Raw genomic sequence first — 14,078 nt, 5'->3', positions numbered from 1 at the left:
GGCCGTCAGGACAGCGGTCTCGGCTGGGTCAACTCGTCGTACACGCTGAGCACTTGGGCGACGGTTTCGTCCTCGCTCGGCCAGCTGGCGGCCTGCCGGGCGCCGCGCTCGCGCAGCAGCTCCCGGCGGTCGGGGTCGGCGAGCAGCCGTACGACGGTCTCGGCGAGGGCTCCCGGGTCGCCGTACGGGACGAGTTCGGCCGCGTCGCCGACGAGGTCGGGAATCCCGCCGACCCGGGTGGCGACGAGCGGTACGCGCGCGTGCAGGGCCTCCTGGGCGAGGACGGAGCGTGACTCCCACCTGCTGGTCAGCAGCGCCACATCGGCGGCGGAGAGCAGTTCGGACACGTCCTCGCGGTGCCCGATGAGCCGCACCGGCAGCTCCTCGTCCTCGATGCGCCGCTGCAGCACCGGCCGCAGCGGCCCCTCCCCCGCGACGACCACCAGCGGTACCGGGTCCAGGTCGCGCCAGGCGCGGGCGGCGTCGAGCAGGACGTCGTAGCCGCGCTGCCGGTCCAGGGAGCCGACCGCGATGAGCAGCGGGCGGCCGGTGGCGCCGAGTTCGGCCCGGAGCTTGGGCCGCATCCGGTCGGGGTCGTCCGGGTCCACGAGGTCGTCGGGCCGGCGCCGGCCCGGCAGGGCGACGGCGGCCAGCCGGGCGTCCCGCGCACCGCTGCGCCGGGCCAGGTCGACCAGGTCGGGGCTGGTGCCGAGGACCACGGCCGCGGTCTTCACCACCCGCCGCTCCAGCAGCCGCAGCAGATGCGCCCGCGGGCCCTCGGCGTGGGCCCGGTTGTGCCAGGTGACCACCAGCGGGGTGGTGCGTCCGCCGAGCGCGAGCACGGCCCGGAAGGAGGCGTGCAGCCCGTGCGCGTGCACCAGGTCGGCGTGCGCGCAGGCGGTGCGGAGCGCGGCCACGGAGACGGGGTCGCTGCTGCGGGGCACGTGCACGTGTTCGGCGCCGGCCCCGGTGAAGTCGTAGGCGTGGTCGGCCTCGAAGGGGGCGCACACCGTGACGCGCACGCCCCTCGCCACGAGCCCCTCGGCCAGGGAGCGCACGTGCGCGCTGCTGCCGGCGTTGCCTCCGCCGAGCACCTGCACGGTGCGCAGCGGCGGCTGGCCGTGCGGTGCGTTGCTGCTCAGGGGGCTCACGGGGCCGGGGCTCCTGGTTCACGGGGGCGGTCACGAGCGAACGTACAGAAGGTAGCGGGCTCCGAGGGGCGGACGGACGCACCCCGCGCGCCTCCCGCACGGACCGTCCGGACCCGCTGCCCGCCCCGCGTCCCCTCCAAGCATGCCAGGCCGTACGGCCGTTCAGGGACATCCGTGAGGGCGCACTGTGCGGCGGGCCGGGGCAATGCGCCGGAGCACATCACCCACACGGGTGATGGGGTCCCCGCCGCGGCCGAGCGGGGCGTCCGGGCATACGGCGAGGTCAGCCGCTCACAGCGCACGGGCCCACGCACTCACCCGATCTCCGTACCGGCCGCGGCGACCCGAGCCACGGCGTACGCGAGCAGGCCCCGCGCGCCGGTTCCCCACCACGACGAGCGCCCCCGGCGCGGCACCGGGGGCGTACGCCGGGGACACCGGCCGGGGAGCGGCTGCTACAGGTCCGCCCTGGCCGTGGCCAGCAGTTCCTCCGCGTGCGCGCGGGCCGTCTCGGAGTCCTCCTGGCCGGCGAGCATGCGGGACAGCTCGCGGACGCGCTCCTCGCCCTCCAGGACCTTCACGCCGGAGCGGGTGACGGAGCCGTCGTCGGTCTTCTCCACCAGCAGCTGGCGGTCGGCGAACGCGGCGACCTGGGGCAGGTGGGTGACCACGACGACCTGCGCGGTCCTGGCGAGCTTCGCCAGGCGCCGGCCGATCTCGACGGCCGCCTTGCCGCCGACACCGGCGTCGACCTCGTCGAAGAGGTACGTCGGCACGGGGTCGGTGCCCGCGAAGACCACCTCCACGGCCAGCATCACGCGGGACAGCTCACCGCCGGACGCGCCCTTGGCGATGGGCCGCGGCGGGGCGCCCGGGTGCGGGGCGAGGAGCAGCTCGACCTCGTCCACGCCCGAGGGGCCGTAGGCGACCGTCCGGCCGCCGACCTCGACGCCCTCGGGGTCCTCGGTCTGCCGGATGTCGAAGGACACGCGCGCGTGGGGCATCGCCAGCGAGGCCAGCTCGGCGGTCACCGCGGCGGCGAACCGCTCGGCGGCCTCCGTCCGCGCGTCCGACAGGGCCTGCGCGAGGCCGCCCAGTTCGGTGCGCAGCGCGTCCCGCTCGGCGGTCAGCTCCTCGATCCGCTCGTCGTCGCCGTCCAGCTCGGTGAGCCGGGCCGCGCTCCGCTCCGCCCAGGCCAGGACGGCGGCGACGTCGTCGCCGTACTTGCGGGTGAGGGCGTTCAGGGCGGCCCGGCGCTCCTCCACCGCGGCCAGCCGCAGCGGATCGGCGTCGAGATCGTCGGCGTACCCGGCCAGCTCGCCGGCCACGTCGCCGAGCAGGATGCCGATCTCCCCGATCCGGTCGGCGAGCGCCGCCAACGCCGGGTCGTGGGCGCGCACGGCCTCCAGCGCCCGGTGGGCGCCCGCGACGAGCGTCGAGGCGTCGATGCCCTCGGGGTCCTCCGGATTTCCCGCGAGAGCGGCGTGCGCGGCCGTCGCGGCGGACGCCAGCGCCTCGGCGTGCCCCAGCCGCTCGGCCTCCTCGGCCAGCTCCACGTCCTCACCGGGCCGGGGCTCCACGGCGGCGATCTCGTCCAGCCCGTACCGCAGCATGTCGGCTTCCTGCGCCCGCTCACGCGCGCGCGTGGTGATCTCCTCCAGCTCGGCGGAGACGGCCCGCAGCCGCTTGTGGGCCTCGGCGTACTTGGCGAGCGGCACGGCGACGGCGTCCCCCGCGTACCGGTCGAGCGCCTGCCGCTGCCGGGACAGCTTCAGCAGCCCCTGCTGGTCGGTCTGCCCGTGCACGGCCACCAGGTCGTCGGCCAGCTCGGCGAGCAGCCCGACGGGCACGCTGCGCCCGCCCAGATGCGCCCGGGAGCGGCCCTCGGCGGACACGGTCCGGCTGATCAGCAGGGCACCGTCGTCCAGCTCGGCCCCGGCCTCCTCGGCGCGTACGACGGCGGCGGCGCCGGCGGGCACGGCGACCCGCCCCTCCACGACCGCCTTGTCGGCCCCGATCCGCACGAGCGCCGGGTCCGCCCGGCCCCCGAGCAGCAGCCCCAGGCTGGTGACCACCATGGTCTTGCCCGCGCCGGTCTCACCGGTGACCGCGGTGAACCCGGGCGACAGCTCGACGACAGCGTCGTCGATGACCCCGAGTGACCGTATCCGCATCTCCTCCAACACGGAACAGACCATACGAGGTCCGGGGCGGGGAGTGCACACAGGCCGCTCTTTCTAGTGAGGCGCCCCGCGCCAGCCGGTGGTCGGCAACGCGAACTTCGCCACCAGCCGGTCCGTGAAGGACGAGTGGTGCAGCCGGGCCAGCCGCACCGGCACGGCACCGCGCCGCACCTCCACCCGCGCCCCGGGCGGCAGCTCCACGGTCCGCCGGCCGTCGCACCACAGCACACCCGGCGGGATGTGCGGCAGCACCTCCACCGCCAGCACCGAGTCCGGCGAGGTCACCAGCGGCTTCGCGAACAGCGCGTGCGCGCTGATCGGCACCATCAGCAGCGCCTCCACCTCCGGCCACACCACCGGTCCGCCGGCGGAGAAGGCGTACGCGGTGGAACCGGTGGGCGTCGACAGGACGACCCCGTCGCAGCCGAACCCGGTCACCGGCCGCCCGTCGATCTCCAGCACGACCTCCAGCAGCTTCTCCGCGCCGGCCTTCTGCACGGCCGCCTCGTTCAGCGCCCAGTCGGTGTGCACGATGTCCCCGTTGCGGTGCACGACGACGTCGACGGTCATCCGCTCCTCGACCTCGTACGACCGCGCCACCACCCGGTCCACCACCCGGTCGAGGTCGTCGCGCTCGGCCTCGGCGAGGAACCCGACGCGCCCCAGGTTGACGCCGAGCATCGGCACCCCGGAGGCCCGCGCGAACTCGGCGCCGCGCAGCAGCGTGCCGTCGCCGCCGAGCACGATCAGCAGCTCGCACCCGTCCAGGCACTGCGGCGTCGCCTCCTTGACGAGGGCCACCTCGTCCGGCAGCGGCAGGTCGCGCGCCTCCTCCTCCAGCACCCGCACCCCGATGCCATGCCGCAGCAGGCCCTTGACGACGAGTTCCGCACTGCGGATCGCCGCGGGCCGCCCGGTGTGGGCGAGCAGGAAAACAGTACGCGCCAGGTTCTGTGTCAACGCGGCCCCTCCGCCACTGCACGGTCGACGTCGGCCGGGTCCACCTGGGGTGCGCCCGCCCGCAGCCAGAGAAAGTACTCGACGTTCCCCGAGGGGCCGGGCAGCGGACTCGCGGTGACACCCTGCACCCCGAGCCCCAGCTCCCAGGCCTTCTCGGCCACTCCCCGCACGGCCTCCGCCCGCAGCTGCGGACTCCGTACGACACCCCCGCTGCCGAGCCGCTCCTTCCCGACCTCGAACTGCGGCTTGACCATCATCACCAGGTCGGCGTCCGGCGCCGCACACCGCTTCAGGGCGGGCAGCACCAGCCCCAGCGGGATGAAGGACAGATCGCCCACGACAAGATCCACAGGTTCCCCATCGATCGCCTCAAGCGTCAACTCGCGTACGTTCGTACGGTCCTTGACGGTGACGCGTTCATCGTTCTGCAGGGACCAGGCGAGCTGTCCGTAGCCGACGTCCACCGCGACGACGTGGGCGGCGCCCGCGCGCAGCAGGACGTCGGTGAAGCCACCGGTGGACGCCCCGGCGTCCAGCGCGCGCCGGCCCTCGACCACGAGCCCCCGCGGCACGAAGGCCTCCAGCGCGCCGGCGAGCTTGTGGCCGCCCCGGGAGACGTAGTCCGGGTCGCTGTCGTCGGACTGGACCACGATCGCGGCGGCGGTCTCCACCTGGGTGGCCGGCTTGGTCGCCACGGTCCTGCCGACGGTGACCCGGCCGGCGGTGATCAGCTGGCTGGCGTGCTCGCGCGAGCGGGCGAGCTTCCGGCGGACCAGCTCCGCGTCGAGACGGCGGCGTGCGACTCCTGCCACGTTCGGTTCAGCTCCTGTGTTGGTACGACGGTGCGGGGCCCGCAGGGCCGGGGCGGGCGTCGAGCGCGGTGAGCGCGTCGCGCAGACCCCGGTGTACATCCTCGTACACCTCGACATGGCCGTCGGTGGCGAGGTGGTCGGCGTCGGCCAGCCGGTCGAGCCGGGCGTCGACCTCGGCGTTGCCGGTGGGGGTGCGGGGGACGTTCAGGGGGGCGGGCGCCGCGGGGTCGTACGCGGGCGCCGCCTGGGTGTCGATGTCGGTCTCGGACACGGACTCGCTCATGCCCAGACGCTACCTCGAAGCACTGGGGTACCGTCGTGGGCGATGGCCACGATCGAGGAGTGCCGCGCCGCACTGGGGAAACTCTCGGACAACATGCAGGGCGCCGAGGGAGAGGTCCGGGCGGCCGCCGCCCTGGACCGCTCGGTGAGCTGCCACATCACGGACCTGGACGTCACCTTCGCGGGCCGGCTGACCGGCGGCCGGATCGAGGTGGACGAGACGCACCCCGGTCCGCCTCGCGAGCGGGCGCAGATCAGGCTCGCCATGGCCGGCGACGACCTGGTGGCCCTGGTGGGCGGCGGGCTGAACTTCGCGACCGCCTGGGGCTCGGGCCGGGTGCGGCTGGAGGCGAGCCTGCTGGACCTGTTCCGGCTGCGGAAGCTGCTGTAGCGGTACGCGAGCCCCGGGCAGCCGCTCCAGGGCCCCTGTCCGGCCGAGGAATCCGCGTTCGGGGCTCCCGCCCCGAAGCCACGCTGACCCGCCCGGCACGGGAAGCCGCTCCAGCGTCCCCCAGACTCGGGGAAACTGCCCAGAGCCGCGCCAGGCTCGGGGAAACCGAGCCAGACGCCCTGCCAGGCTCGGGGAACCTGTCCTGGCCGCCTCGAAAGACTCACGAAGCCGCTCCAAGCGCCCCGCCGGCTTGCGGAAACTGCCCCAGACGACCCGCCAGGCGCAGGAAGCCGCTCCGGAAGCCCCGCCAGGCTCGGGCAAACTGCCCCCAGACGCCCCGCCTGGCTCGGGAGACGGCTCCGGACGGCCGCCCGGCTCGCGGAAACTGCCCAGAGCCACGCCAGGCTCGGGGAAACCGTCCCGGGCGCCCCGCCAGACTCACGAAGCCGCTCCAAGCCCCCGTCGGCTTGCGGAACTGCTTCGGACGACCCGCCCAGCGCAGGAGGCCGCTCCAGACGCCGCGCCAGGCGCACGAAGCCCCTCCGGACGCCCCGCCCGGCTCACGAAGCCGCGGTGACCCGCTCGGCGCGTGTCTTGCGGGCCGCCGGCACCACCAGCGGGGTCCCCGTCTCCGGGTCCTCGATGACCTGGCAGCGCAGCCCGAAGACCTCCTCGACCAGTTCGGCAGTGACGATGTCGTTGGGGGCGCCCTCGGCGATCACCGTGCCGCCGCGCAGGGCGATGAGGTGGGTGGCGTAGCGGGCTGCGTGGTTGAGGTCGTGCAGGACCGCCACCAGCGTCCGGCCCTGTTCCTCGTGCAGCTCGGCGCACAGGTCGAGGACGTCGATCTGGTGCTGGATGTCCAGGTAGGTGGTGGGCTCGTCGAGGAGCAGCAGCGGGGTCTGCTGGGCGAGCGCCATGGCGATCCACACCCGCTGCCGCTGCCCGCCGGACAGCTCGTCCACGTACCGCTCGGCCAGCTCGGCGACCCCGGTCTGCCGCATCGACTCCGACACGACCCGCTCGTCCTCGGCCGACCACTGGCGCAGCAGGCCCTGGTGCGGGTAGCGGCCCCGGCCGACGAGGTCGGCGACCGTGATGCCGTCGGGCGCGACGGACGACTGCGGCAGCAGGCCGAGGGTCCGCGCGACCTTCTTCGCGGGCATCGACTGGATGGCCTGCCCGTCCAGCAGCACCCGCCCCTGGCTGGGCCTGAGCATCCGCGACAGCGCCCGCAGCAGCGTCGACTTGCCGCACGCGTTCGGGCCGACGATCACCGTGAAGGAGTTGTCGGGGATCTCCACCGAGAGCTGCTCGGCGATGACACGCTGGTCGTAGGCGAGGGTGACGTTCTCGGCGGACAGGCGGTTCACAGCGCTCCTTGTGCTCCTTGGACGGTTCGTCGCGGGATGGTTCGTCGCGCCCGGGGTCGTAGCGGTGGCGGTCATATCCGGCCCGCCCGGCGCTCGGCGACCAGCAGCCACAGCAGGTAGGCGCCGCCGAGGACGCCGGTGACCACGCCGACCGGCAGCTGGTCGGCGCCGAAGGCACGCTGGGAGGCCCAGTCGGCGGCGACCAGCAGGGCCGCCCCCATGCAGAGGGAGGGCACCAGGTTGGGTCCCGGCGAGCGGGTGAGGCGGCGGGCGAGCTGCGGCGCGGTCAGCGCGACGAAGCTGACGGGGCCGGCGGCGGCCGTGGCGGCGGCGGTGAGCAGGACGGCGCAGGCCATCAGCAGCAGCCGTACGCGCTGCACACGCACACCGAGCGCGTTCGAGATGTCGTCGCCCATCTCCATCATCCCCAGACCGCGCGCGTGGGCGAGGACCAGCGGGAAGAGGACGGCGCACAGCCCGAGCAGCGGCCAGACCTGCTCCCAGTCGCGGCCGCTCAGCGAGCCGGTCATCCACACCACCGCGCGGGTCGCGTCGACCAGGTCGGCCTTGGTGAGCAGATAGCCGTTGACCGCCGTCATGACGGCGTTGACGCCGATGCCGACCAGCACGAGCCGGTAGCCGTGCACGCCCTGTTTCCACGCGAGGGCGTAGAGGGCGAAGCCGGTCACCAGGCCGCCGGCCAGCGCGCCCAGGGTGACCTGGGTGGCGCTGCCGGACAGCAGCACGATCACGACCAGCGCGCCGGCCGTCGAGGCCTGCGAGAGGCCGAGCAGGTCCGGGCTGCCGAGCGGGTTGCGGGAGACGGACTGGAAGAGCGCGCCGCCGAGCCCGAGCGAGGCTCCGACCAGCAGGCCGACGAGGACCCGCGGCAGCCGCAGTTCGTTGACGATGAAGTCCTGGTAGGCGGTGCCGTTCCCGGCGAGCGTCCGCAGCACGTCGGCCGCCGGTATCTTCGCGTCGCCGGTGCCGATCAGGGCGACACCCGCGGCGCACGCGGCGGCCAGCAGCAGGACGACGACGATCAGGGCCCGCGGTTCCAGACGCAGGGAGAGCCCGCCGGGCGTGCGCACGGCACGGCTCCTGGGATGTGTCTTCACAGCTGGGCCGTCCTCCGCCGTCGTACGAGAAAGATGAAGACCGGGCCGCCGATGACGGCGGTGACGATGCCGACCTGGAGCTCGGCGGGGCGGGCCACGACCCGGCCGAGGACATCGGCGCCGAGCAGCAGCACCGGTGCCAGGACCGTGGCGTACGGCAGGATCCAGCGCAGGTCCGGGCCGGTGAAGGAGCGCACGACGTGCGGGACCATCAGGCCGACGAAGACGATCGGGCCGCAGGCGGCGGTCGCGGCGCCGCACAGCAGCACGGCGGCCAGCATGGCCAGCGCCCGGGTGCGGTTCAGATCGGCGCCGAGGGCACGGGCGGTGTCGTCGCCCATCTCCACGGCGTTCAGCGGACGGGCCAGGGCGAGCGCGAGGACCGTGCCCACCGCGAGGAACGGCAGCACCTGCGTGATGGTCGAGGAGCCGGCCGACGCGAGGGAACCCACCGTCCAGAAGCGCATCTTGGCCAGGGCCGCACCGTCCATGATCATCACGGCCTGGAGGTAGCCGTACAGGGCCGCGCTGATCGCCGTACCGGCGAGCGCGAGGCGCACCGGGGTGGCGCCCCGGCTGCCGCCGAGGAACCACACCAGCGCGCCGACCGCCGAGGCGCCCAGGAACGCGAACCACACGTAGCCGGTCAGGCTGGTGACGCCGGCGTAGGTGATGGCCGTGACGACGGCGGCGGAGGCACCGGCGTTGATGCCGAGCAGTCCGGGGTCGGCGAGCGGGTTGCGGGTCAGCGCCTGGAGGACCGCGCCGGACAGGCCGAGCGCGGCGCCCACCAGCAGACCGAGGACCGTCCGCGACAGCCGCTCGTCCACGACCACGTCGCCGTACGTCCCCGTGTCGTGGAACAGGCCGTGCCAGACCTGGTCCGGCGACAGCGCCTTGGCCCCGATCGCGATGCTCGCCAGAGCGACGAGCACCAGGAGCAGGACCGAGAGCAGGAGCCCAAGGGCCCGCGCCGCCCGGCGGGTTGGGGGCGCGGGGGCGGTCTCCGCGCGCTGTACCGGAGGACTGTCGACCAACACGAGGTTAGGTTAGCCTACCCTCGCATCAGATCTCGATCCGCGGTCGCCGAGCACCGCGCCGGAGCCCTGCCGGACCCGGCTGACGTAGGTGACGGTGCATGACGTGCTCGACCTGAGGAGCCGTCAGAGTCCCAGCCTGGCCAGCGCCTTCTCCGCGTCCAGCGTGCAGGAGTCCTCCCCCGCCGCCGTCCAGGCCGCCGCACACAGCGCCCGCAGCCCGTCCAGCGCCTCGCCGTCGCCGGTCAGCTCCAGCCGGTCGGTCCCGGCCGTCGCCGTCCACCCGCCGCACCGGAAACCGTCACCCTCCCGGGCGATCTCCGGCTGGCCGGTGAGCAGCCCGCGCAGATCGGCGTCCACGTACGTCGGCCGGTGCCGCGGCGGCGCGGCGAGCAGCTGCGCGCCGTCGGTGACCCCGGTCAGCACCAGCAGCGAGTCCACCCCGCCGTTGAAGGCTCCCTCGATGTCCGTGTCCAGCCGGTCCCCGACCACCAGCGGCCGCTCGGCACCGGTCCGGATGATCGTCTCCCGGTGCATCGGGGGCAGCGGCTTGCCCGCGACCTGCGGCTCGGCACCCGTCGCGATCCGGACGACCTCCACCGCAGCCCCGTTGCCCGGCGCGATGCCCCGCCCGCTCGGGATCGTCAGATCGGTGTTGGACGCGAACCACGGCACCCCGCGCCGGATCGCGTACGACGCCTCCGCGAACCGCCCCCAGGGCAGCTCCGGCCCGCCGTAGCCCTGCACGACCGCCGCCGGATCGTCGTCCGCCGACTCCACCGGCACAAGACCCCGCTCGCGCAGCGCCACCCGCAGCCCCTCGCCGCCGATCACCAGCACCCGCGCCCCGGCCGGCACCTGCTCGCTGATCAACCGCGCGACGGCCTGCGCCGAGGTGATGACGTCGTCCGCCCCCGTCGGTATGCCCAGCTCCGTCAGATGCCCGGCCACCGCGTCCGGCGTGCGCAGCGCGTTGTTGGTGACGTACGCCAGACGCATCCCGCCCGTCCGGGCCGCCGCCAGCGAGTCGACCGCGTGCGCGATCGCGTTCCCGCCCGCGTACACCACCCCGTCCAGATCGAGCAGCGCCGTGTCGTACGCCTCGCTCAGGGGCTGCCCACTGCCCTCGGGGCCCGTCCTGACGTCCTGGCTCATGTCCGCCTCGCTCCTCGTTCACTCGCTTTCCCCCGATCATCCCGCACGCCACCGACACACGTACGATGCCGGGATGGACACAGCAGGTCACTCGGAGGCAACGGCGCGTCGCGGTCTGGAACTCACCCCGTTCCGAGGACTTCGGTACGACCCCGACCGGGTCGGCAGCCTCGCCTCCGTCACCTCCCCGCCCTACGACGTCGTCGTACGCCCCGACGGCCTGCACCATCTCCAGTCGGCCGACCCGCACAACATCGTCCGGCTGATCCTCCCGGAGGCCGGCACGCCCAGCGCCCGCACCGACCAGGCCGCCGACACACTGCGCCGCTGGCTGGACGAAGGCATCCTCACCGCCGACCCGGAGCCGGGCCTGTACGTGTACGAGCAGCGGGACGGCGACGGCATGCTCCAGCGTGGCATCATCGGCGCCCTGCGGGTGACGGAGCCCGCGGAGGGCGTGGTGCTGCCCCACGAGGACGTCATGCCGCCCGTGGTGGCCGACCGCGCGGCCCTGATGCGCGCGACCCGCGCGAACCTTGAGCCGCTGCTGCTGACCTACCGGGGCGACGGAGACGCGGCCGAGGTCGTCGAGCGTACGGCGGACCGCCCGCCCCTGCTGGCCACGACCACCGAGGACGGCTTCCACCACCGTCTGTGGTCCGTGACCGACCGCGAGGAGCTGGCCCGCATCCGGACCGACCTCGCCCGCCGCCAGGCCCTGATCGCCGACGGCCACCACCGCTGGGCCACCTACCGGCGCCTGCGCACCGAACACCCCTCCCCCAGCCCCTGGGACTACGGCCTGGTCCTGCTGGTCGACACCGTGCGCTACCCGCTGCGCGTCCGCGCCATCCACCGGCTGCTGCACGGCCTGCCGGTCACCGGCGCGCTGGCGGCGGTGGAGGGCCTGTTCCGGGTACGCCACCTCGACGTACCCCTGCCGGAGGCGCTGGAGGTGCTCGCGGACGCCTCCTGCGCGGGCAACTCCTTCCTGCTGGCCGGAGACGGCGCCTTCCACCTGCTCGACCGCCCCGACCCGGACCTGCTGGCCCGGACGATCCCGGCGGACCGCCCGGCCGCCTGGCGCTCCCTGGACGCCACGGTCCTGCACGCCACGCTGCTGGACCACGTCTGGCGCATCCCGGAGGACTCCCCGGCCCACATCGCCTACATCCACGACGCGGCCGCGACGGTGGAGAAGGCGGAACGCGACGGCAGTACGGCCGTCCTGATGCACCCGGTCCGCGAGGAGGTCGTCCGCGACCTGGCCCGGCAGGGCGTACGGATGCCCCGGAAGTCGACGTCGTTCGGCCCGAAGCCGGCCTCGGGGCTGGTGCTGCGGGCGGTGGAGATCTGAACCGGCGCCGGCACCACACGAAAGAGGGCAGACCCCGTGGGGGTCTGCCCTCTTCCCGGTGACGGGCGTCAGTCCTTGTCGCCGTCCACGCCGTGGTCGCCGTCGACGCCGCCCTCGGCGTCCTCGGCGTCCTCCGAGGAGGTGTCGGCCTGCTTGGCCGGCTCAGGGGACTGAGCGGACACGCCGGGCGCGCCGGATTCGTCGGCGTCGTCCTCGGACAGGGCGTCGACGAACTCCACGCCGTCCAGCTCGGCGAGCCGGTCGGAGGCGTCCGTGCTGCCGTCCCGGTCGGCCTCGACGGCCTTCGCGAACCACTCCCGCGCCTCGCCCTCCCGGCCGGCCGCCAGCAGGGCGTCGGCGTAGGCGTAGCGCAGGCGGGCGGTCCACGGCTGCACCGAGTTGGAAGCCAGCTCCGGGCTCTGCAGGGTCACGATGGCCGCGTCCAGCTGGCCCATGTCACGCCGGGCACCGGCGGCGACGAGGCGCATCTCGACCTGACCGGCCTTGTCCAGCTTGTGCACCTCGGGGGCGCCGGCCATGTCCAGCGCCTTCTCCGGCCGGCCGAGCCCGCGCTCGCAGTCGGCCATCACCGGCCACAGTTCCACGGAGCCGGTCATCCGCCGGGCGGCCCGGAACTCGGCGAGGGCCTCGCTGTACTTCTGGTTCGCGTACGCCGCGAACCCGCCGGCCTCGCGCACGGCGGCCACACGGGACGCCAGGCGCAGGGCCACCTTGGAGTAGCCGTAGGCGCCCTCGGGGTCCTCGTCGATCAGCCGGGCGACCATCACCAGGTTCTTGGCGACGTCTTCCGCGAGCGTCTTGGGCAGGCTCTGCAGTTCCTGCCGGACGTCCCTGTCGATCTCCTCGCCGGTGACGTCCTCCGGGATCGGCAGCCGCTTGATCGGCTCCCGGTCCCGGTCCCGGCCGTCGCGCTCGTCGCGGAACCGGCCGGCGCCACGGCGGTCGTCCCGCCCGTCGCGGCCCCGGAACCCACCGGGCCGCCCACCGCGGTCACCCCGGTCGTCCCGCCGGTCGTCCCTGCGCGGCCCACGGCCCCCGCGGTCGTCCCGTCCCCGGAAGCCACCGCGGTCACCACGGCTGTCGTCCCGCCGGAAACCGCCGCGGTCGTCACGGCGGTCATCGCGACGGTCGTCACGGCGGTCGTCCCTGCGGTCGTCGCGACGGAAGCTACCGCGGTCGTCGTCACGCCGGTCGTCACGACGCCCGAAGCCGCCACGGTTGTCGTCACGGCGGCCGTAGCCGGCGCGGTCGTCGTCCCGACGGTAGGAAGGACGGTCCCCGCCACGGTCACCGCGGTCGTCGCGCCGGAACCCACGGTCCCCACGGTCCCCACGGTCGTCACGTCGGTCATCGCGGCGATCGTCACGCCGGTCGTCCCGACGGAACGCCGGGCGCGCACCGCGGTCGCCCTCACGACGGAAGCCACCGCGGTCACCACGGCTGTCGTCCCGCCGGAAACCGCCCCGGTCGTCGCGACGCTCGTCACGCCGGTCGTCGCGGCGATCGTCACGCCGGTCGAAGTCCCGGCGGAAACCGCCGCGGTCACCGCGGTCCCGGTCGTCACGCCGGTCGTCACGACGCCCGAAGCCGCCACGGTTGTCGTCACGGCGGCCGTAGCCGGCGCGGTCGTCGTCCCGACGGTAGGAAGGACGGTCCCCGCCACGGTCACCGCGGTCGTCGCGCCGGAACCCACGGTCCCCACGGTCATCGCGGCGGTCGTCACGCCGGTCGTCACGGCGGTCGTGGTCACGACGGAACCCGCCCCGGTCACCACGGTCCCGGTCATCCCGCTGGAACCCGGGACGCGCCCCCCGGTCGCCCTCGCGACGGAAGCCGCCACCACGGCGGTCATCACGGCGGTCGTCACGCCGGTCGTCACGCCGGTCGTCGCGGCGGCCGTAGCCGCCACGGTCCCCACCGCGCCGATCGCTGTCGCGGCGATCGCTGTCGCGGCGGTCGTTGTCGCGGCGGAAGCCGCCACGGTCACCCCGGTCACCACTGTCCCGTCGCCGCTGGTCGCGCTCCGGTCGGTCGTCGGGAGAGTTGGTGGACATGGTGACTCCTGTCTTCGGTACACAAGCATTGTAAAAACAAAAGGACCCCTGGTCCCAGCTGAACGCTGGTGACCAGGGGTCCTCCAAAGATTGTTCGGCGGCGTCCTACTCTCCCACAGGGTCCCCCCTGCAGTACCATCGGCGCTGTGAGGCTTAGCTTCCGGGTTCGGAATGTAACCGGGCG

Annotated in this window: 13 protein-coding genes and 1 rRNA gene; 2 read left to right on the top strand and 12 right to left on the bottom strand. The window is 74.3% G+C overall.

Features of this window, described 5'->3' with window-relative positions; genetic code table 11:
- Positions 1–5: 5 nt before the first annotated feature.
- From ACZ7N4_RS31335 to ACZ7N4_RS31315, 5 genes are all read right to left on the bottom strand, one after another.
- Positions 6–1,151: a glycosyltransferase family 4 protein gene (locus ACZ7N4_RS31335; RefSeq protein WP_471364915.1), complete on the bottom strand. Its 1,146-nt coding sequence runs from the start codon at positions 1,149–1,151 to the stop codon at positions 6–8.
- Between the two features lie 455 nt (positions 1,152–1,606).
- Positions 1,607–3,349, bottom strand: coding sequence for a DNA repair protein RecN (gene recN, locus ACZ7N4_RS31330; RefSeq protein WP_471364913.1), 1,743 nt, complete (start codon positions 3,347–3,349; stop codon positions 1,607–1,609).
- A gap of 39 nt (positions 3,350–3,388) precedes the next feature.
- Positions 3,389–4,294, bottom strand: a complete 906-nt coding sequence (locus tag ACZ7N4_RS31325) for an NAD kinase (protein WP_039651641.1) — start codon at positions 4,292–4,294, stop codon at positions 3,389–3,391.
- Positions 4,291–5,106 (bottom strand): TlyA family RNA methyltransferase, encoded by an 816-nt coding sequence (locus ACZ7N4_RS31320; RefSeq protein WP_471364909.1) that lies wholly within the window; start codon positions 5,104–5,106, stop codon positions 4,291–4,293. The genes ACZ7N4_RS31325 and ACZ7N4_RS31320 overlap by 4 nt, the downstream gene beginning before the upstream one ends.
- A 7-nt stretch (positions 5,107–5,113) precedes the next feature.
- Positions 5,114–5,389, bottom strand: coding sequence for a hypothetical protein (locus ACZ7N4_RS31315; RefSeq protein ID WP_471364906.1), 276 nt, complete (start codon positions 5,387–5,389; stop codon positions 5,114–5,116).
- 42 nt (positions 5,390–5,431) lie between these two features.
- On the opposite strand from ACZ7N4_RS31315, the gene ACZ7N4_RS31310 reads away from it, so the two are divergent.
- Complete coding sequence (locus tag ACZ7N4_RS31310) at positions 5,432–5,779, top strand: sterol-binding protein (protein WP_471364904.1); 348 nt, start codon at positions 5,432–5,434, stop codon at positions 5,777–5,779.
- A gap of 560 nt (positions 5,780–6,339) precedes the next feature.
- Here ACZ7N4_RS31310 and ACZ7N4_RS31305 read toward each other — a convergent pair.
- The 4 genes from ACZ7N4_RS31305 to ACZ7N4_RS31290 form a co-directional block, all read right to left on the bottom strand.
- The gene (locus ACZ7N4_RS31305) at positions 6,340–7,152 is read right to left on the bottom strand and encodes an ABC transporter ATP-binding protein (RefSeq protein WP_471364900.1); all 813 of its coding nucleotides are present in this window, start codon (positions 7,150–7,152) and stop codon (positions 6,340–6,342) included.
- A gap of 71 nt (positions 7,153–7,223) precedes the next feature.
- A complete protein-coding gene (locus ACZ7N4_RS31300) occupies positions 7,224–8,270 on the bottom strand; it encodes a FecCD family ABC transporter permease (RefSeq protein WP_471364896.1) in 1,047 nt (348 codons plus the stop codon).
- Positions 8,267–9,310 carry a FecCD family ABC transporter permease gene (locus tag ACZ7N4_RS31295; RefSeq protein ID WP_471364893.1) on the bottom strand — a complete coding sequence of 348 codons (1,044 nt, stop codon included), beginning with the start codon at positions 9,308–9,310 and terminating at the stop codon, positions 8,267–8,269. The genes ACZ7N4_RS31300 and ACZ7N4_RS31295 overlap by 4 nt, the downstream gene beginning before the upstream one ends.
- Positions 9,311–9,433: 123 nt before the next feature.
- Positions 9,434–10,462 (bottom strand): HAD hydrolase-like protein, encoded by a 1,029-nt coding sequence (locus ACZ7N4_RS31290; protein ID WP_471364890.1) that lies wholly within the window; start codon positions 10,460–10,462, stop codon positions 9,434–9,436.
- A gap of 73 nt (positions 10,463–10,535) precedes the next feature.
- Between ACZ7N4_RS31290 and ACZ7N4_RS31285 the strand changes: the two genes are divergently transcribed.
- Entirely contained in the window at positions 10,536–11,819 is a 1,284-nt protein-coding gene (locus tag ACZ7N4_RS31285; RefSeq protein ID WP_471364887.1) for a DUF1015 domain-containing protein, read from the top strand.
- A 68-nt stretch (positions 11,820–11,887) separates the two neighbouring features.
- On the opposite strand, the gene ACZ7N4_RS31280 is transcribed toward ACZ7N4_RS31285, so the two are convergent.
- The 3 genes from ACZ7N4_RS31280 to rrf all read right to left on the bottom strand — a co-directional run.
- Positions 11,888–12,712: a tetratricopeptide repeat protein gene (locus tag ACZ7N4_RS31280; RefSeq protein WP_471365233.1), complete on the bottom strand. Its 825-nt coding sequence runs from the start codon at positions 12,710–12,712 to the stop codon at positions 11,888–11,890.
- Positions 12,604–13,827, bottom strand: a complete 1,224-nt coding sequence (locus ACZ7N4_RS31275; RefSeq protein ID WP_471365249.1) for a hypothetical protein — start codon at positions 13,825–13,827, stop codon at positions 12,604–12,606. Before ACZ7N4_RS31275 ends, ACZ7N4_RS31280 begins: the two co-directional genes overlap by 109 nt.
- Positions 13,828–13,986: 159 nt before the next feature.
- Positions 13,987–14,078: ribosomal RNA gene (gene rrf, locus ACZ7N4_RS31270) — 5S ribosomal RNA — on the bottom strand; the annotation flags it as partial.

The sequence above is a fragment of the Streptomyces sp. NPDC107654 genome (assembly GCF_055639035.1).
This window is presented reverse-complemented; position numbering and strand designations above follow the sequence as displayed.

Excerpts from the sequence above, each read along its gene's own strand:
- ACZ7N4_RS31315 (WP_471364906.1), bottom strand. The coding sequence starts at position 5,389 with ATGAGCGAGTCCGTGTCCGAGACCGACATCGACACCCAGGCGGCGCCC.
- recN (WP_471364913.1), bottom strand. The coding sequence starts at position 3,349 with ATGGTCTGTTCCGTGTTGGAGGAGATGCGGATACGGTCACTCGGGGTC.
- ACZ7N4_RS31290 (WP_471364890.1), bottom strand. The coding sequence starts at position 10,462 with ATGAGCCAGGACGTCAGGACGGGCCCCGAGGGCAGTGGGCAGCCCCTG.
- ACZ7N4_RS31310 (WP_471364904.1), top strand. The coding sequence starts at position 5,432 with ATGGCCACGATCGAGGAGTGCCGCGCCGCACTGGGGAAACTCTCGGAC.
- ACZ7N4_RS31285 (WP_471364887.1), top strand. The coding sequence starts at position 10,536 with ATGGACACAGCAGGTCACTCGGAGGCAACGGCGCGTCGCGGTCTGGAA.